At 40.0% G+C, this 19,150-nt stretch carries 17 protein-coding genes; 4 read left to right on the plus strand and 13 right to left on the minus strand.

Annotated features, from left to right (window positions below):
• Nucleotides 1-15: 15 nt before the first annotated feature.
• The 3 genes from DPV95_RS01840 to gloB all read right to left on the minus strand — a co-directional run bounded on the left by DPV95_RS01840 (nt 16) and on the right by gloB (nt 2,902).
• A complete protein-coding gene (locus DPV95_RS01840) occupies nt 16-759 on the minus strand; it encodes a phosphodiester glycosidase family protein (protein WP_111406562.1) in 744 nt (247 codons plus the stop codon).
• The gene (hemA, locus tag DPV95_RS01845) at nt 743-2,065 is read right to left on the minus strand and encodes a glutamyl-tRNA reductase (RefSeq protein WP_111406563.1); all 1,323 of its coding nucleotides are present in this window, start codon (nt 2,063-2,065) and stop codon (nt 743-745) included. The genes DPV95_RS01840 and hemA overlap by 17 nt, the downstream gene beginning before the upstream one ends.
• A 135-nt stretch (nt 2,066-2,200) precedes the next feature.
• Nucleotides 2,201-2,902, minus strand: a complete 702-nt coding sequence (gloB, locus tag DPV95_RS01850) for a hydroxyacylglutathione hydrolase (RefSeq protein WP_111406564.1) — start codon at nt 2,900-2,902, stop codon at nt 2,201-2,203.
• Between the two features lie 28 nt (nt 2,903-2,930).
• Here gloB and DPV95_RS01855 point away from each other — a divergent pair, with 28 nt between their 5' ends.
• The gene (locus DPV95_RS01855) at nt 2,931-3,629 is read left to right on the plus strand and encodes a class I SAM-dependent methyltransferase (protein WP_111406595.1); all 699 of its coding nucleotides are present in this window, start codon (nt 2,931-2,933) and stop codon (nt 3,627-3,629) included.
• On the opposite strand, the gene DPV95_RS01860 is transcribed toward DPV95_RS01855, so the two are convergent.
• On the minus strand, nt 3,630-3,968 hold the full coding sequence (locus tag DPV95_RS01860) for a YegP family protein (RefSeq protein ID WP_111406565.1): 339 nt from the start codon (nt 3,966-3,968) through the stop codon (nt 3,630-3,632).
• Nucleotides 3,969-4,147: 179 nt separating this feature from the next.
• Here DPV95_RS01860 and ycaO point away from each other — a divergent pair, with 179 nt between their 5' ends.
• Both ycaO and gyrA read left to right on the plus strand, forming a co-directional pair.
• The gene (gene ycaO / locus DPV95_RS01865) at nt 4,148-5,911 is read left to right on the plus strand and encodes a 30S ribosomal protein S12 methylthiotransferase accessory factor YcaO (protein ID WP_111406566.1); all 1,764 of its coding nucleotides are present in this window, start codon (nt 4,148-4,150) and stop codon (nt 5,909-5,911) included.
• A 153-nt stretch (nt 5,912-6,064) separates the two neighbouring features.
• Nucleotides 6,065-8,710: a DNA topoisomerase (ATP-hydrolyzing) subunit A gene (gene gyrA, locus DPV95_RS01870; RefSeq protein WP_049366060.1), complete on the plus strand. Its 2,646-nt coding sequence runs from the start codon at nt 6,065-6,067 to the stop codon at nt 8,708-8,710.
• A 98-nt stretch (nt 8,711-8,808) separates the two neighbouring features.
• Here gyrA and DPV95_RS01875 read toward each other — a convergent pair whose 3' ends face one another.
• Genes DPV95_RS01875 through sstT form a run of 6 tightly spaced genes read right to left on the minus strand, consistent with a single transcriptional unit; the run spans nt 8,809 to nt 14,207 of the window.
• On the minus strand, nt 8,809-9,366 hold the full coding sequence (locus DPV95_RS01875; protein ID WP_111406567.1) for a TorD/DmsD family molecular chaperone: 558 nt from the start codon (nt 9,364-9,366) through the stop codon (nt 8,809-8,811).
• A gap of 23 nt (nt 9,367-9,389) precedes the next feature.
• Entirely contained in the window at nt 9,390-9,995 is a 606-nt protein-coding gene (locus DPV95_RS01880; RefSeq protein WP_111406568.1) for an NAD(P)H-dependent oxidoreductase, read from the minus strand.
• Nucleotides 9,992-10,447, minus strand: coding sequence for an NfeD family protein (locus DPV95_RS01885; RefSeq protein WP_111406569.1), 456 nt, complete (start codon nt 10,445-10,447; stop codon nt 9,992-9,994). The genes DPV95_RS01880 and DPV95_RS01885 overlap by 4 nt, the downstream gene beginning before the upstream one ends.
• 52 nt (nt 10,448-10,499) lie before the next feature.
• Nucleotides 10,500-11,414, minus strand: a complete 915-nt coding sequence (locus DPV95_RS01890; protein WP_049370905.1) for an SPFH domain-containing protein — start codon at nt 11,412-11,414, stop codon at nt 10,500-10,502.
• Between the two features lie 44 nt (nt 11,415-11,458).
• Nucleotides 11,459-12,907, minus strand: coding sequence for a molybdate ABC transporter ATP-binding protein ModF (gene modF / locus DPV95_RS01895; protein WP_111406570.1), 1,449 nt, complete (start codon nt 12,905-12,907; stop codon nt 11,459-11,461).
• A gap of 58 nt (nt 12,908-12,965) precedes the next feature.
• The gene (gene sstT / locus DPV95_RS01900) at nt 12,966-14,207 is read right to left on the minus strand and encodes a serine/threonine transporter SstT (protein ID WP_111406571.1); all 1,242 of its coding nucleotides are present in this window, start codon (nt 14,205-14,207) and stop codon (nt 12,966-12,968) included.
• Nucleotides 14,208-14,480: 273 nt separating this feature from the next.
• Between sstT and DPV95_RS01905 the strand changes: the two genes are divergently transcribed.
• Nucleotides 14,481-14,930 (plus strand): LexA family protein, encoded by a 450-nt coding sequence (locus DPV95_RS01905; RefSeq protein ID WP_111406572.1) that lies wholly within the window; start codon nt 14,481-14,483, stop codon nt 14,928-14,930.
• Between the two features lie 78 nt (nt 14,931-15,008).
• On the opposite strand, the gene DPV95_RS01910 is transcribed toward DPV95_RS01905, so the two are convergent.
• The 3 genes from DPV95_RS01910 to aceF form a co-directional block, all read right to left on the minus strand.
• The gene (locus DPV95_RS01910) at nt 15,009-15,560 is read right to left on the minus strand and encodes an NlpC/P60 family protein (RefSeq protein ID WP_005695690.1); all 552 of its coding nucleotides are present in this window, start codon (nt 15,558-15,560) and stop codon (nt 15,009-15,011) included.
• A gap of 162 nt (nt 15,561-15,722) precedes the next feature.
• Entirely contained in the window at nt 15,723-17,147 is a 1,425-nt protein-coding gene (lpdA, locus tag DPV95_RS01915) for a dihydrolipoyl dehydrogenase (RefSeq protein ID WP_005698251.1), read from the minus strand.
• A 93-nt stretch (nt 17,148-17,240) separates the two neighbouring features.
• Nucleotides 17,241-19,127 (minus strand): pyruvate dehydrogenase complex dihydrolipoyllysine-residue acetyltransferase, encoded by a 1,887-nt coding sequence (aceF, locus tag DPV95_RS01920; protein WP_111406573.1) that lies wholly within the window; start codon nt 19,125-19,127, stop codon nt 17,241-17,243.
• Between the last annotated feature and the right edge of the window lie 23 nt (nt 19,128-19,150).

Raw genomic sequence — 19,150 nt, forward strand, 5'->3', positions numbered from 1 at the left:
AATAAAACGCTTTTGCTATTTTTTGTTCACATCAAGAACGGAGATCATTCCCACAAAATGCTTCCAATGCAAAGAGCTAAATTGCCCTGGAATGTACCAATTAGAAATGGTTCCATCAAGATATAAAGCATCCTGGCAACCAATTTTAAGCAAACCTTGACTCAAGGTATAAAGATTAGGCTCACCTTTTATCGTCATCAAAAATAGTAATTCATTTTGCTTCGTCAAACACACTGCATTACGCTTATGATAGCTTTCTAGATTTGCTTTAAATTGCGAATTCATTTTGCCATGAATAATCAACATCGGGCCTGATTGCAACGCAAAATCCGGCTTGAGTTTGCTTTTCTGATAATCCGCTGTTGTTAAAATGTAGGGCTTATTTTTTGCAATGGCAAACACACCATTGGGTTGTACATGAAAGTTACCTTTGCCTGATTTTGTATTTAACGCATTGAGCTCTTTTCCATGCTCAATCCATAATCCCGCTGGCGTGTTATTCATGCTATAAATGCCTGCATTCATGATCATTTTCACGTTATAGCTAGGCTCTAAGGCATTTTTGAGACGCGTTAAACTTTGATAATCTTTACCTTCGGCATCTTTCCAATGTAGCTGTACTTCTTCGGGCTTTGCTTGAAAAATTCCGTAAGTAATATTGCCATCATCAAAAGTTCGGTATTCCGCTAGGGCTGGCACACTCATCAGTAACGATGCGCTACTGAAAAGTGCGGTCAAAAATTTAATCGTTTTTTTCATTTAAAGGATGGGTTAAATGCAACGCATTTGAAAAGGCATGCAACCCTTCTGCATTACCCGATCTCATCATGGATTGCATGGTTTGGGTTGGCGCATGAATGAGTTTATTCGTTAATTTATAACTCAATTCTTGCAGAATTTTTTCAGCATTCTCGCCTTGTTGAATTTGGTGTAAGGCTTTTTCGAGTAATTCTTGGCGAGTATTCTCTGCCTCATCACGATAATGACGAATCAAATTGGAGAACTGATGAACCTTCAACCACTCAAAGAAATCCGTGCATTCTTGTGTAATGATATCTTGCGCCTGCTCTGATGCTTGCTCACGTTGAGAAAGATTGCGTTGGATAATATCTTGCAAATCATCCACGGTGTAATGATACACACTTTCTAATTCCGAGACGTTTTCATCAATATCACGCGGTACCGCAATATCCACCATCAAAGTCGGTTTAAATTGGCGTGCTTTTTCCGCAATTTCAGCCATCGCTTTGGTGATTAAAACATTCGGGCTGCCTGTTGAGCTGATGACAATATCCGCTTGATTTAAAGGTGTTTGCAACTCTTCAAGAGAATACACCTCTATCGGTGTATTAGACGCTAAGTTTTCCACCAGCTGTTCAGCGCGAGATAAAGTGCGGTTAGCAATCATCAATTTTTTTACGCCGTGGCGTAATAAATGACGGCTTACCAATTCAATAGTTTCCCCTGCCCCAACAAGCAAAATTTGTAGTTCACGTAAAGATTCAAAAATCTGACGCGCCAGGCTACAAGCCGCATAAGCCACCGATACAGCGCTTTCACCAATATTGGTTTCAGTACGCACTCGTTTTGCTGTTGCAAAGGTTTTTTGGAACAAACGAGAAAGCGTGCTTGAAAGTGGAATATTCGCCGCTTGATAATAATCTTCACTGATTTGGAACGCTTGTTTCACCTGTCCTAAAATTTGCGGCTCGCCCAAAATTAATGAATCCAAACCACACGCCACGCGCATTAAATGATTTGCTGCTTGTTGATTTTGATGTGTGTAAATACTTTTATTTAATTCATCTACAGAAAGCTGATGAATGTTAGCAAACCAATTTATACAGTTCGTTTGCCATTGCTTACACTCTTGGGGTGAAATTTGACGATGGTGAAGATAAATCTCTGTACGGTTACAGGTAGAAAGAATAACCGCACTTTCAGCCAAATCTTGTTGGTGAATTTGTTGTAAGGCAAGCTGCCGCTTTTCTTCAGAAAAAGCGACTTTCTCACGAACAGCGACAGAAGCTGTTTTATGATTAATGCCTAGAACAAGAAGGGTCATAAAAACCTAATAAAAACAACCGCACTTTTATGAATAGGCGGCTTAAGTAGAAAGTAAAAGTTTCGCTATTTTAATGAATTGTTGAGAATTGAGCAAATTTCAAGAGAAAAAACTCAAACAAATAACTAAAATGAGTTAAAACTTATCTTTCGCTAAACGCCATTGTGTAAATTCGTCTAAATTTTTTGCTTGTAAAAACGGGTTAATTTGTTTCTCTAATCCAATCGTTGTTGGCAAACTCGGTTTACCCTCTGCTCGATAACGTTCCACCAAAACACGTTGATTTTTGACCGCACTTTTATCCGCCAATACGGTTTCCGCAAAAGCTAAATTACCCAGCGTATATTCATGAGCCGGGCAAACCACGGTTTCATTCGGTAATTGCTTAAAACGCTGCATGGTTTCAAACATTTGAGCAAAATTTCCCGTGAACACGCGACCACAGCCCGCAGAAAATAACGCATCGCCGCAAAATAGATGCCCATCCACCAAATAGCTGACATGCCCTGCTGTATGTCCACCACTTGGTAAAACCTCTATATGATAATGTGCCGTATCAATCACTCCACTATCCACGATATTGGTTGCCCCTTTGTCTGCGCATTCTGTTGGACCGAAAACTGGCACATTGGGATAATATCGCTTAAACGCCTCGACACCTTGTACATGATCATCGTGATTATGGGTTAATAGCACCGCCTCTACGTCTAGCTTATTGGATTCTAAATACGGAATTAAACGCGTTATTTCTGGGATATCGATCACAATTACGGGGAAATTTTCTCGTCTATAAAGCCAAATATAGTTATCATTGAATGCAGGAATAGGAACTAGCATAAATTACCTTATGAAAATAGGATTAACATTGAATTGGAAAGCCAAATGGCACAAACCACTTCTTTCACCTGAAAGTTGGCAAGCGTTACCACAAGGTGAAGCCTATTGTAACGTATTAACACATTATTTTGCCCAATGGACACCAAAAATTTTAGGCTATCAAATTCTGAAAGTCGGTGCCTTAAGTGGCGAAATTGCCTTTGACTTGCCTTTACGCCATCAAATTGTATTAGCTGAAAAAACAGCGTATTTTTCTACCGCACTTTTAAATGAAAGTGACAGTTTGATCCAAGCCTCACCATTAGCCTTGCCTTTTATTGAAAAAGAAATGGATGCCTGCTTGTTGGCAAACACCTTAAATTTTGCGCAAGATCCTCACCAAATATTGCGTGAAGCTCATCGCGTTTTAAAGGATGACGGCTGGATTTTCATCACGTTATTTAATCCGATGAGTCCATTACTTTTCAAACCAAAGTTAGGTAACTTCAAATTCCGACAATATGCTACTTGGCGAGTCATTGACTGGTTATCGTTATTAAATTTTGATGTGATTGCAGAAGAAAGACTATCTATAAAACAAGAAAAGAGCACGCTCTGCTCTCCGCTCACGGTCATCGTTGCTCAAAAACGAACCTATCCATTAACACTGAATCCAGAGAAAGCGCGGTCAAAAATGCCGGCGTTTTTAGAGCCGGCAGGTGCATTTAAAGAAATAAGAACAGAATGATTATTCTGTTACTTCTTTGATTACTGCAGAAGATGCGTTATTGATCACTGACTCAACGCCTTTTTCTGCTGCAGATTGAGAAGAATAATATTGGCTACGGCCAATTTCTTGGTGGTTAGCCGCTTTTAATACGAAATAAGGTTTGTCATTTTTCGCTACGCGATATTCAAAGTTTTTCGCATCCACACCATTTTTTTGTACTGATGCAATACCGTTTTCAGCTGATGCTTTAGTTTTATAAAGTTCGCTAGTTAAAATCACTTGTCCGTTTGCTGCTTTTAAGTTGAACATAAATTGTCCATCTTTAGCCACTTTTAATTCATAAAATCCTTGAGCCATGATATCTCCCAATTGGTTGATTTGTTTATAATTTTACCCACGCAGAAAATACCTTTCTGCGCCAAGCTAATTTACCCTTAAAAATCAAGGAAAACAAGAGCAGAAGTGCATAAATTTTATGCTTGATTAGCTCACTAAACTCCCCTATGATGCTGGGGCTTTTTATAACAGGAACAATTATGACCGAACAAACATTTATTCCCGGCAAAGATGCCGCACTTGAAGACAGTATTTCAAAATTTCAACAAAAATTGACCGCACTTGGTTTCAATATTGAAGAAGCCTCTTGGCTTAATCCTGTGCCAAATGTATGGTCGGTACACATTCGTGATAAGGATTGCCCACAATGTTTTTCTAACGGCAAAGGCGCAAGTAAAAAAGCAGCGTTAGCATCTGCATTAGGTGAATATTTCGAACGTCTTTCCACCAACTATTTTTTTGCTGATTTCTATTTAGGACAAGAAATTGCTAACGGTGATTTTGTTCATTACCCAACTGAAAAATGGTTTCCAATTGAAGATGACGCCCTTTTACCAGAAGGAATTTTAGATGATTATCTATGGGATTATTTCGATCCAAACCAAGAACTAACGCCTGAATTACTCGTGGACCTGCAATCCGGTAATTACGATCGCGGTATCGTCGCCATGCCTTATGTGCGCCAATCCGATCAACAAACCGTCTATATTCCACAAAGTATCATTGCGAATTTATATGTTTCTAATGGGATGTCAGCTGGCAATACAAAAAATGAAGCGCGTGTACAAGGACTGTCTGAAGTCTTTGAGCGCTATGTGAAAAATCGCATTATTGCAGAAGCCATCAGTCTTCCTGAAATTCCAAAATCCGTGATGGATCGCTATCCATCCATTCAAGCCTCTATTGCAAAATTAGAGGAAGAAGGCTTCCCTATTTATGCTTTCGATGCCTCATTAGGTGGAAAATATCCTGTGATTTGTGTGGTATTACTCAACCCAAATAACGGCACGTGCTTTGCCTCTTTCGGTGCGCATCCGAATTTCCAAGTAGCATTAGAACGTACAGTAACGGAGCTTTTACAAGGTCGCAGCTTAAAAGATCTCGATGTATTCTCTCCTCCATCATTCAATAATGATGATGTGGCGGAGCACGCCAACCTTGAAACACACTTCATTGATTCTAGCGGTTTAATTTCTTGGGATTTATTCAAAAATACGCCAGATTATGAATTTGCAGATTGGGATTTCTCAGGTTCAACACAAGAAGAATATGAAAACTTGATGGCAATCTTTAATGCGGAAGAAAAAGAAGTCTACATCATGGATTACAATCATTTAGACGTTTACGCTTGCCGCATTATTGTGCCTGGCATGTCTGATATCTACCCTGCTGATGATCTCATTTATGCCAATAACAACATGGGGATGGACTGGCGCGAGATCTTATTAGATTTACCACACCATCATCATGATGCTGAAACTTACGAAGAGTTGTTAGCAGAATTGGATGAGCAAGATATTGACGATGCCACACGTGTTCGCGAATTTATCGGTATCGTGGCACCAAAAGCAAGCGGTTGGACAACATTACGTGTTGGTGAGCTCAAATCCATGCTTTACTTAGCATTAGGTGAATTAGAATTAGCCTTAGATTGGGCTAACTGGACGATGAATATGAACAGCTCTGTATTTACGCCAGAACGTGCAAATTACTATCGTGCTTTAATCAGTATCATTGAATTGCATTTAGACAATACTCGCGATCCACAACAATATCGTTCTGTATTTGAAAGAATGTATGGCAAAGAAGCCGTTCAACAAGCTTGGGCCGCAGTTGCAGAAAAAGGTAACCCATTCTATAACTTGCCAGCCAGCGATGAAATGCTTAAAAACTTTAAAGAACACCAAGCTTTACTTGGTGCTTATGCGAAATTACAAAAAGCTAAACGAGAAAATTGGAAATAGTTGATTTTCTCTCAATCATAAGGCGGACTTTATGTCTGCCTTATTTATTTCCACATTAAAAAACTGCTTTAAAATCAACCGCACTTTTCACACAAAAACGCTTAAATTTATGCTATAATCCGTCGCAATTTTTTGATCAAAAAAGGAATAAAAATGACGGATTCAATCCATTCCTCTATTACCCCAGTCAATATTGAAGAAGAACTAAAATCTTCTTACCTTGACTACGCCATGTCGGTGATTGTTGGGCGTGCTTTGCCTGATGTGCGTGACGGTTTAAAACCGGTACATCGACGTGTGCTTTTCTCTATGGATCAATCTGGCATCACTGCCGGCAAAAAATACGTAAAATCTGCCCGTGTGGTAGGTGATGTAATCGGTAAATATCACCCGCATGGTGATTCTGCGGTGTATGACACCATTGTGCGTATGGCACAGCCGTTCTCATTGCGCTACATGTTGGTAGATGGGCAAGGTAACTTCGGTTCAATCGACGGTGACGCTCCAGCGGCAATGCGTTATACCGAAGTTCGTATGCAAAAAATTACCCAAGCGCTATTAACTGACTTGGATAAAGAAACCGTGAATTTCTCGCCAAACTATGATGGCGAATTAATGATTCCGGACGTATTACCAACCCGTATTCCGGCACTTTTAGCAAACGGTTCTTCCGGTATTGCGGTGGGGATGGCAACGAATATTCCTCCACACAACTTAAATGAAGTTTTAGATGGCTGCTTGGCTTATATTGATAACGAAAACATCACTATTGATGAGTTAATGCAATATATTCCTGGCCCAGACTTCCCAACAGCGGCATTAATTAATGGCCGTAAAGGGATTGAAGAAGCTTATCGCACTGGTCGCGGCAAAGTGTATGTTCGCGCTCGTGCTAGCGTAGAAACCACAGATAAAGGCAAAGAGCAAATCATTGTGACCGAATTGCCTTATCAGGTGAATAAAGCCAAATTAGTGGAAAAAATTGCTGAGCTTATCAAAGATAAAAAAATCGAAGGTATCAGCAATATTATCGACCTTTCTAACAAAGAAGGGATCCGCATTGAAATCGACATCAAACGCGATGCCGTAGGCGAAGTGGTATTAAATCACCTCTATGCGCTTACCCAAATGCAGGTGACCTTCGGGATCAACATGGTGGCCTTAGATCACGGTCAACCGCGTTTATTCAACTTAAAACAAATCATTGAAGCCTTTGTGATGCACCGTCGCGAAGTGGTGATTCGCCGTTCTTTATTTGAATTGCGTAAAGCCCGCGAGCGTACGCATATTTTAGAAGGGTTAGCGGTTGCAACCTCAAATATCGATGAAATCATTGACATCATCCGTCAATCGAAAGAGCGTAAAGAAGCGGCAGAAAAATTAATTTCTCGTCCTTGGAAACTGAATAACGAAATTTTAGGTTTGCTTGATGCGGCGGCACGTCCGGCTGAATTAGCGGCTGAATTTGGTATTAAAGATTCGGATTACTACCTTTCTCCAGAACAAGTTGATGCAATCTTAGAACTTCGCTTACATCGCTTAACTGGTCTTGCTACCGAAGAAGTGATCAATGAATACAAAGAGTTATTGGTTAAAATTGCAGAGCTTCTCCACATCATCAACAGTCCTGAACGCTTGATGGAAGTGATTCGTGAAGAACTTGAACAAGTACGTGCACAATTCGCGGATGAACGTCGTACTGAAATTACTGCAGCTTCCGGTGATATTGATTTAGAAGATTTAATTGCTCAAGAAGATGTAGTGGTGACCCTTTCTCACGAAGGTTATGTGAAATATCAACCGCTTACCGACTACGAAGCACAACGTCGTGGTGGTAAAGGTAAATCTGCAACGAAGATGAAAGATGAAGACTTCATCGAAAAACTCTTAGTGGCAAATACTCACGATACGATTCTCTGCTTCTCTAGCCGTGGTCGCTTATATTGGTTGAAAGTCTATCAATTACCACAAGCGAGCCGTGGTGCGCGTGGTCGTCCGATTGTAAATATTCTACCGTTACAAGAAAACGAGCGTATCACTGCAATCCTACCAATCTCTGCTTATGAAGAAGATAAATTCGTCATCATGGCAACGGCTGGTGGTATTGTGAAGAAAATTGCGTTAACTGAATTCAGCCGTCCACGTTCAAGCGGTATCATCGCCTTGAACTTACGTGATGAAGATGAATTAATCGGCGTGGATATCACTGACGGTTCTAACGAAATCATGTTGTTCTCTTCGCAAGGTCGCGTAGTACGTTTTGCTGAAAGCGCAGTACGTGCAATGGGTCGTTTAGCAACAGGTGTACGCGGTATTAAACTTGCCCTTACTAATGACATCGCTGATGATGAAAGTGCGGTCGAAATTGAAGACGTTTCTGATGATAATGCAGAAGAAACTCTCGATCTCAACATCGATAAAGTCGTATCCTTAGTTGTGCCGAAAAATGATGGTGCAATCCTTACGGCGACGCAAAACGGTTATGGTAAACGTACACAATTAAGCGAATACCCAACCAAATCCCGTAATACCAAAGGGGTGATTTCGATTAAAGTAAGCGAACGTAACGGCAAAGTCGTTGCTGCGACACAAGTAGAAGAAACCGACCAAATTATGCTTATCACCGATGCCGGTACTCTTGTACGTACTCGTGTCAGTGAAGTGAGCATCGTTGGCCGTAACACCCAAGGAGTTCGTTTAATTCGTACCGCAGAAGATGAGCACGTAGTCAGTCTTGAACGTGTTTGTGATGTGGATGATGAAGACGAAGGTACTGAAGATGTGACTTCTGAAGAATAATTGATCTTCCATTAAATAAAAGCCCTGCGTTTTGATTCGTGGGGCTTTTTTATTGGCATCTAAAAATCTCTTTTAGAGATCTATTCTATTGAGGAAAACTACTCGCCTTCTTCTAATTCATCAGCCATTGCAGCCAAGATTTCACGGGTTAAATACGCCAATGAACGATAAAAAGGAAGCGTTGCATAAGTTTCCACTTGGGTTAAGAATTTCGCAGCACAAGGTAATAAGAAATCACCGAATAAATCTTGTTGAGCAGATAGCGATTCCGTGTTGTCTTCTAACCAAGAAGCCGTAAGTAATAACAAGGCGAAATGATCCACATTCTCTGCTTCTGGTACATTACGAGCATTGCGGAAATCCACAAAACGTTGCACATCCATATCATAACTTGAAATAGCTGTCGGCACGTTTCCGTTTGGACCAAACAATTTTTGGTATTCTTGATCAAGCAACGTTAAATCAATTTTCATCTGTAAATTATCAATGGCCGCTTCACTTTCTTTATCCGTAGAAAGCGCCCACACTTGACTTAAACCTTGTTGTTGCAGCCAATCAAATACCCCACTCAAAATTGGATCCGTAGGGCTGCGATAAAATAAATTGCCGAATAAGCGACTAATTAAAGAGAAATTATTCATTTGAGTTTCTGACATCTGTTGCTTTCCTATAATTGTGCTCAAGATTGAGCTAAAAGTGCGGTCAATTGTGCTGTTGTTTTTTCAGCAGCTTCATCAAGCATCGCTTGGCGAGCAGCATTATCAATAATATGAATATCACCAAATAAAGAGTAATCCACATTCTCGATACCGCAATAATTAAATAAACCATTGATCAAACAATGATTGAGGGATTTATCCACACCGTATTCTTGATATTTTGCTACGCTACTCCCTATGGTGATAAATTGTTGCATCGCTTTACCTTGAAGCAGACCTTTGGATTCACCATTTTCTGTTTTATAAGCGAAACCATGGCTTAATACACGATCCAAATAGCCTTTCAACATGGCGGGGAAACCCATCCACCATAAAGGATAAACCATCGTAATCAAATCTGCTTGGCGAATAAAATCATGTTCCTGCTGAATTTCCGCCGGAATAATACCCTTGTTAGCCGATTGCAATTCTTCAAAGGAGATAATCGGGTTAAATTCCATGGTATAAAGATCGCGCAAATGGGTTTCAACACCAAGCTGTTGGCTTGCTTTTACAATGCGATCCACGATGGCACGACCAAAACTTTTTTGGCTATTGGGATGCGCAAAAATAATCAAATGATTCATTCTGTTACCTTTTTAACTAACAATGTAATGCCATCAACGCGTTCTACCACCACAAGATCGTTCACATTTAAATGCTCGCCTTGGATACGCCATGTGGTATCGCCAAAAGCACCTCGACCAATCCCGTTAGAACCAATTTCTAACACCGTGCCTTTTTTACCTAACAGAGTATGATCCCGTTGATTTAAGGTTGTACGTGATTGATCCTGATTATCTTTGCTATGTTGGTATTTCCACCAAAGCAACGAGAGAATAATCGCTAAAATCGCATAAAAAATGGCTAATGCGGTTAAGGATAAACTTGGCACCAACGCCATTACACCTGCTGCCACAATCGCGGCCAAGCCCCACCATAATAAAAACACGCCAGGTACGAGAGTTTCAGCGATTAATAATACAAAACCTAATACCAACCAATGCCACACCGACCAAGTTGTTAACCAATCTGCCATATCAACTCCTTGAGAGAAAAAGTGCGGTCATTTTTAACCGCACTTTAAGAAATTACGCTTTTTTATCGCCTTTTAACAGTTCGGCAATACCCGCTACCGAGCCAATTAAATTGCCTGCTTCAAGCGGCATCATGACCACTTTACTATTCGGTGAGCCACCGATTTGTTTTAAAGCTTCCGTGTATTTTTGTGCGATAAAGTAATTGATCGCTTTGGTATCACCGCTAGCAATCGCTTCTGACACCATTTGGGTTGCTTTAGCTTCTGCTTCCGCGGCACGTTCACGCGCCTCTGCTTGTAAGAAGGCTTCTTGACGCTCCCCTTCAGCTTTCAGAATGCGGGCTTGTTTTTCCCCTTCAGCACGTAAAATTTCCGCCTGACGAATACCTTCTGCCTCCAACACTTCCGCACGTTTATTACGTTCTGCTTTCATTTGTGCGTTCATTGAATCAATCAACTCACGTGGTGGACGCACATCGCGAATTTCAATACGGGTGACTTTAATTCCCCAAGGATTGGTCGCTTCATCCACAATTGCCAGCAAGCGACCGTTAATGGAGTCACGTTGAGAAAGCATTTCATCCAACTCCATCGAACCTAATACGGTACGAATGTTAGTCATGGTTAAATTGATAATCGCCTGTTCTAAATGATTCACCTCATAAGCCGCGCTACGGGCATCAATCACCTGAACAAAACAGACCGCATCAATAGATACGTTGGCGTTATCCTTAGAAATGACTTCTTGTGATGGAATATCTAATACCTGTTCCATCATATTGATCTTACGACCAACACGATCCACAAATGGTACGACAAAGTTTAAGCCAGGCATTAAAGTGTGGGTATAACGCCCAAAACGCTCAATCGTCCAGTTATAACCTTGCGGTACAGTTTTTAGTGCTGAAAAAAGTACGACTACAACTAATACAATAAAGACGATTGCGGCAACGGATAAGCCTTCCATAGATTACTCCTTAATGTGAGGAAATATAAGAAAAGTCTAACAAATTAGACCGCACTTTGTATATAAATATATTTATCGTTTTCTCTTATAAATTCAAAAAGATGTGTAATGCAATTCGGGGCATCTAAATCTTGATGAGAAACAAATAAAAGCTGTGTTTCACTATTATTAACGAGTTGCTCAATAAAATGTTTTACTAACTTGCGATTTAACCCATCAAGCCCTTGAAAAGGCTCATCTAAAATTAAAACAGGTGGATGCTTCACCATCGCTCGTGTAATTAAAAGCAAACGTTGCTGTCCCCAAGAAAGTGAACGAAATGGCTTTTTTGCTAAATGAGTCAGATTTAAACGAGCTAACCATTGCATGGCTTTCAAACGAATTGCCTCTGGCACTTGTTGATAAATCCCAATACTGTCAAAAAAACCTGAAATGATCACATCTAGCACGGAACAATTCACACGATAATCTAAATGCAGTTGGCTGCTTACGTAACCAATTTTTTGTTTGATATCCCAAATGGTTTCGCCTGAACCACGTTGTTTACCAAAAATCACCACATGATTCGCAAAGGCTTGAGGATGATCACCTGTAATTAACGAAAGTAAGGTTGACTTCCCTGCTCCATTTGGTCCTTTAATCCACCAATTTTGATTTGGCTGAACAACCCAATTTAAATGATCCAAAATCACTTTATCGCCATACTGAACTGTAACATTTTTAAGTTCAAAGTGCGGTTGGTTTTCAGATAGTTTTAGTAATGGTGAGGCCGGCTCAGGCAACGCAACATCAACAGACTGTTCCACATACACTAATTGTTGATAAATACTTTGTTGCTCAATGGATTGGCGTACACCTTCTAATACTAACTCTAAATTTTCCAACATGGCTAAATGAGTGGACTGTTCTGGAATATCTGCGAGACGATTAACGATCAGAACGATAGCACATTCTTTTTTCAGTTCGTTCAGCATCGCCATCCAATCTTGTACTGATTGCTGATCTAGCCCTTCAAAAGGTTCATCTAAAATTAATAGATCGGGCTTTTGTAATAATGCTTGTGCCAATAAGACTTTTCGAGTTTCCCCAGTAGAAAGTTTGATAAAGAAACGGTCTAAGAGATAAGTAATTCCTAATTTTTCTGCAATCTCTTCACAAAAATCTAGCGATGAACTGCCATTTAAGATCATTTCCCTTGCGGTTTTACCAAAAAAATCAGGATCGGTATCATCGTTATTTAAGTTCTTTAATGTCGCTTCAAGAATTTCTCGCTGTTTTTCAAAAGAGAAAGATTGAACACATTTGAAAGTATTAAGATACTCCCCTTCCTGTAAAGGCAACTCATTTTGCAAGGCTAAGGCAAACGCTGATTTTCCACTCCCATTACTGCCTACCACAACCCAATATTGCTGTGGCTCAATCGCAAAGTGCGGTAAGTTTAAGGCCTGTTTTTGATGAAGTTCAAATTTTGCTTGCTGAATTAAAAGTGTCATTCTCTTTCCCTTAAAAACAAAAGGCGAGCAATTTGCCCGCCTTGTCAGATTAATTTAATTAACCGTTTTTACGCTCTTCTTCCATACATACTGCCGCAGTAAATAATACGTCAGTTGAAGAGTTTAGTGCAGTTTCTGTTGAGTCTTGTAAGATACCAATCACAAAACCTACACCGATCATTTGTGCCGCAATGTCATCATTGATACCGAATAAGCTACAAGCTAATGGGATTAATAATAATGAACCACCTGCCACACCAGAAGCGCCACATGCACAAAGCGCCGCAACAATACTTAATAATACAGCACTTACAAAAGACACTTCGATACCTAATGTATGAACAGCTGCTAGCGTTAATACAGTAATGGTAATTGCCGCCCCCGCCATATTGATATTTGCACCCAATGGAATCGCCACAGAATAGGTTTCTTCATCAAGATTTAAGCGTTTTGCTAATTCAATGTTTACCGGGATGTTTGCTGCAGAACTACGCGTAAAGAATGCAGTTACACCACTTTCGCGTACACAAGTCCACACTAATGGATATGGGTTACGACGAATTTTCCAATAAACAAGAATTGGGTTAAGTACAAAGGCTGTAAACAACATTGTACCAATTAACACGAATAATAAATGAACATATCCACCTAACGCAGATAAGCCTTTGTCAGATAATGTTTCAGCTACTAAACCGAATACACCGAAAGGCGCAAATGAAATAATGACGTGAACAATTTTAGAAATACCTTCTGCAAAATCAGCCACAACTTGTTTCGTTGCATCTGATGCATGACGAAGGGCTAAACCTAAACCGATAGACCACGCTAAGACACCGATAAAGTTAGCTTTGAAAATTGCATTTAATGGGTTATCTACCACATTCAATACTAAAGTAAGCATTACTTGACCAACAGATTGAGGTGCTGAGCTCGCATCTTCTTTTACCGCAAGCGCCACCTCTGACGGGAATACCATACTTGCAATTACCGCAGCAACAGCGGCTAAGAAGGTTCCCACAAGATAAAGCACTACGATTTCTTTCATATTGCTTTTAGAGCCCACTTTCTTATTAGCCAGTGCTGCCATAACAAGGAAGAAAATCAAAATTGGTGCAACTGCACGCAATGCTTTAACAAAAATTTGACCCAGCACACCAAAGCTAGATGCAAGATCAATGCCTGATGAATTTTTAACACTCTCATTCACCAATGCAACAAGGATCCCGAGTACCAAACCAACGGCAATTCGTTTTACTAAATTACCTTGGAAAAGAAAATGAAATAAACGTGATGTATTCATAATAATTTTAAATAAAGATTAAGTTGAACTTCAGATCGTTACGATCCACCGAAACACGATAAAGATAGCTCAAATTTTATTTAAAAGAAAATTTTTTCTTTATTATTTTGCTAAAAAATTGAACTTTTTAAGCTAAGAATGAATTTTTTCTAAAATTTTCGCCTATAAAAAAATTTTTTCTATGCCCTATTGACATACTGTATCTAATACCAGTATATTACAACTGTATAAACAACCACTGATTAAAAACACACAAACTAAAAGGAACACAAGATGATGAACTACGCAAATACAGTTGCACAAAATGATATGACGTTTTCTTATCATCCTATACCATTTTTCAATGATGTTGAAAGCAAATCGACATTTAATAAAAAATTAGACCTCAACCTTTATTGTATCAAACGTCCACAACAAACTTGTTTTATTCGTGTTACCAATCCGAATATGCTTGCTTGGGGGATTGAAATGGGCGATATGTTAGTGGTTGAAAAAAATGACAGCCTTTTCATTGGTGATCTTGTCGTATTAGAAAAACAAGACGAATTCCATATTTATGAATTTGCCGGCGTAAGCGGTAATGAATTTGTATTCATGGCATTAGATTCTAAAGTGGAAAATATTAAAACAACACAATGGACAAACCTTCCGTTAGTTGGCACGGTGACGAATACTATCCATCAAATGAAACCAAGAAGAGACTTAATGAAATTTGCTGCTTAAGCCAATAATCAAATAATCTAAATAAAGAAAAAGTGCGGTTAAAATTAACCGCACTTTTTTATTGAAATAAAATTGTCATTACATCACTCGACGAGATTGTGTATAAGTTCTTGACCAATAATCTTCATCCAATGAACTAATTGTTACACCTTGACTTGTACTTGCATGCATAAATTGGTTATTACCAATATAAACGCCAACATGATTGTTGCGACGGAAGAACACTAAATCACCTTTACGTAATTCATGTTTTTGGATTTGGCGACCTAAATAGCGTTGTTCTGAAGTTGAACGTGGAAGCTCCATGCCGTAAGCATCGAGAAAAGCAGTTTGCATAAATGCAGAACAATCAATACCATGTTTTGAAGTGCCACCCATTCTATAACGAGTTCCCACCCATTCGTTATAAACTTGAGCAAGTGCTTTGTCACCAATTAAACCTGATTTAGGACGGTTAGTTCTTAATTTAGGGTAAACGCCCCCTTTTTTCCCATCTAAACCGGCAATCAATCCCGTTAACTCAGCATCATCACTTTCACTAATCATGCCATTTTGAGCCTGCCCCGAATTGTTAGAGCAGGCTGTTGTCAAAACAGCTAAACCTACAATAATCAAAATCTTCTTTAACATAGCTTTTAAATAATAAAAAAATATAAAAACAAAACTGGTCGGATTTTATCAAAAAGTCATTATGCCCGCCAGTTTTTATTGAATTTTTATGCAATTTTGTGAGTGAGATCTCAAAAAAATAAGGACTGCTCAATGAGCAGCCCTTAAAAGGATTAGAATTGATTATTTTTTCTTCGCTTTTGCATTTGGAAGATCGGTAATTGAACCTTCAAATACTTCAGCCGCAAGACCTACAGATTCATGAAGTGTTGGGTGAGCATGAATTGTTAATGCGATATCTTCCGCATCACAACCCATTTCGATCGCTAGACCGATTTCACCTAATAATTCACCACCGTTAGCCCCCACGATAGCCCCACCAAGTATACGATGAGTATCTTTATCAAAGATTAATTTGGTCATACCTTCTGCACATTCAGATGCAATCGCACGGCCAGAAGCTGCCCAAGGGAATTTAGCGACTTCGTAGTTTAAACCTTCTTGTTTACATTCTTTCTCAGTTTTACCTACCCAAGCTACTTCTGGTTCAGTATAAGCAATAGAGGGAATGACTTTTGGATCGAAGTAATGTTTTTGTCCTGCAATCACTTCTGCCGCTACGTGACCTTCGTGGACACCTTTGTGAGCTAACATTGGTTGACCAACGATATCACCGATTGCGAAGATATGAGGTACATTGGTACGCATTTGTTTATCAACATGAATGAAACCACGCTCATCCACTTCAACGCCCGCTTTACCTGCATCAATCAATTTACCGTTTGGTGTACGACCGATTGCCACTAATACTGCATCATAACGTTTAGTATCGTTGCATGCCTTACCTTCCATTGAAACATAGATACCATCATCTTTTGCTTCAACTGCAGTCACTTTAGTTTCAAGCATTAACTTGAATTTTTTCTCAACTTGTTTGGTATAAATACCTACCACATCTTTATCTGCCGCAGGAATTACTTGGTCAAACATTTCAACCACTTCAACTTCAGAACCTAATGCATCATATACGGTACCCATCTCTAAACCGATGATACCACCGCCCATGATTAAAAGTTTTTTCGGCACTTCTTTTAATTTAAGTGCATCCGTTGAATCCCACACGCGTGGGTCTTCATGTGGAATGAATGGTAATTGAATAGGGCGAGAACCCGCTGCAATAATCGCATTATCAAATTTAATTGTGGTTGGTTTACCATCACGATCACGTGCCACTAATGTGTGTGGATCGGTAAACGCCGCTAAACCTTCAACAACGGTCACTTTACGTTGTTTAGCCATGCCTGCCAGACCGCCGGTTAATTTTGCCACAACCGCTTCTTTACCGGCACGCACTTCATCTAAATCAATGCGAGGCTCTGCGAAATACACACCATTTTTGCTTGCGTGTTTTGCTTCTTCAATTACTTTAGCAACGTGAAGTAATGCTTTAGAAGGGATACAACCTACGTTTAAACATACCCCACCTAATGTTGAATAACGTTCAACAAGTACTGTTTCTAAACCTAAGTCCGCACAACGGAATGCCGCTGAATAACCTGCAGGACCAGCACCAAGTACCACAACTTGGGTTTTAATTTCTTTACTCATTTTTACCTCGTAAAAACGTTCAAATTTTTGAACCGCACTTTGCGATCCTTTCTGTAAGATGTGAGCCTAATCACTCACATCTTACCGCGTTAATTACATCACTAAGCGACGCAAGTCAGCTAATACGCCATTGATATAGCTTAAGAAACGAGCACCATCAGCACCATCGATCACACGGTGGTCGAAAGATAATGATAATGGAAGCATTAAGCGTGGCTCAAATTCTTTGCCATTCCAAACCGGTTGCATTTCTGATTTAGACACACCTAAAATTGCCACTTCAGGTGCATTTACAATTGGTGTAAAGTGAGTTGTACCAATACCACCTAAGCTTGAAATAGTGAAACAACCACCTTGCATATCAGAACCTGAAAGTTTACCGTCACGTGCTTTTTTGGAGATTTCCATTAATTCACGAGAGAGTTCGATAATACCTTTTTTGTTCACGTTTTTAAATACAGGTACAACGAGACCGTTTGGTGTATCTACCGCTACGCCAATGTTGATGTATTTTTTAAGTGTTAATTTTTGTCCGTCTTCAGAGATAGAGCTATTGAAACGTGGGAACGCTTCTAATGCTTTCGCTACCGCTTTCATAATGAACACAACTGGTGTAATTTTCACATCCAATTTTTGCTTTTCAACAATCTTATTCTGTTCTTTACGGAATGCTTCTAAATCGGTGATATCTGTGCGATCGAAGTGAGTAACATGTGGAATCATTACCCAGTTACGATGTAAGTTCGCACCAGAGATTTTGTTGATACGGCTTAATTCAACTTCTTCTACTTCACCAAATTTGCTGAAGTCAACTTTCGGCCATGGTAATAAACCTAAGCCTGCGCCGTTTGCCACACCATTACCAGCCGCTGCAGAAGATACAGCACCTGTTTCAAATGCTTTAACCGCGGTTTTCACGTAAGCTTGGATATCTTCTTTTACTACGCGACCTTTACGACCCGTACCTTTTACGCGATCAAGGTTAATACCGTATTCACGCGCTAAGCGACGAATCACCGGTGTTGCGTGTGCATAGCCTGCGCTTGCTACAACTTGTTCTTGGCTTAAACCAGATACATTACCTGATTGTGCTGCCGGCGCTGCTGCAGGTGCTGCTTGAGTCGCTGGAGCTGCCGCTGCAGGCGCTGGTGCGGCACCTGCCACTTCAAATTTCATAATTAATGAACCAGTTGAAACTTTATCACCTGATTTCACTAAAATTTCTTTTACCACACCCGCAAACGGAGCTGGCACTTCCATTGAGGCCTTATCGCCTTCAACGGTGATTAAAGATTGCTCTTCAGAAACGCTGTCACCAACGGCAACCATGATTTCAGTTACGTTAACTTCATCGCCACCGATATCAGGCACATTCACTTCTTTAATCGCTGAAGCTGTCGGTGCTGCTGCAGGTGCCGAAGCTTGTTGAGCAGGCGCTGCGGCTGGTGCTGCACCTGCCACTTCAAATTTCATGATTAATTTGCCAGTAACAACTTTATCGCCCACATTGATTAAAATTTCTTTTACTACGCCAGCAACAGGAGCAGGCACTTCCATTGACGCCTTATCACCTTCAACATTGATGATTGATTGGTCTACTTCAACGGTATCGCCTACTTTCACCATAATATCAGTCACGTTTACTTCGTCTGAACCGATATCTGGTACATTGACTTCAACGACACTTGCAGCGGCTGGTGCGGCTGCTGGCGCAGGTGCTGCTGCAGCTGGAGCAGGCGCTACCGCATCCGCTGACTCTAAAACAAGCATTGGTGTGCCAGTTGTGACTTTATCACCCACTTTTACTAATACTTCTTTTACCACACCGGCTTCTGGTGCAGGGACTTCCATTGAAGCTTTATCACCTTCAACATTAATAATACTTTGATCAGCGGTAATGGTATCACCTACTTTCACCATCACTTCTGTTACGGTAACTTCATCACTACCGATATCAGGAATTTGAATTTGTTTTGACATGTTATCTTACCTTTAAAAAACGC

Origin of the sequence: Haemophilus parainfluenzae, from assembly GCF_003252755.1 — a bacterium.
GTDB classification, from domain to species: Bacteria; Pseudomonadota; Gammaproteobacteria; order Enterobacterales; family Pasteurellaceae; genus Haemophilus_D; species Haemophilus_D parainfluenzae_N.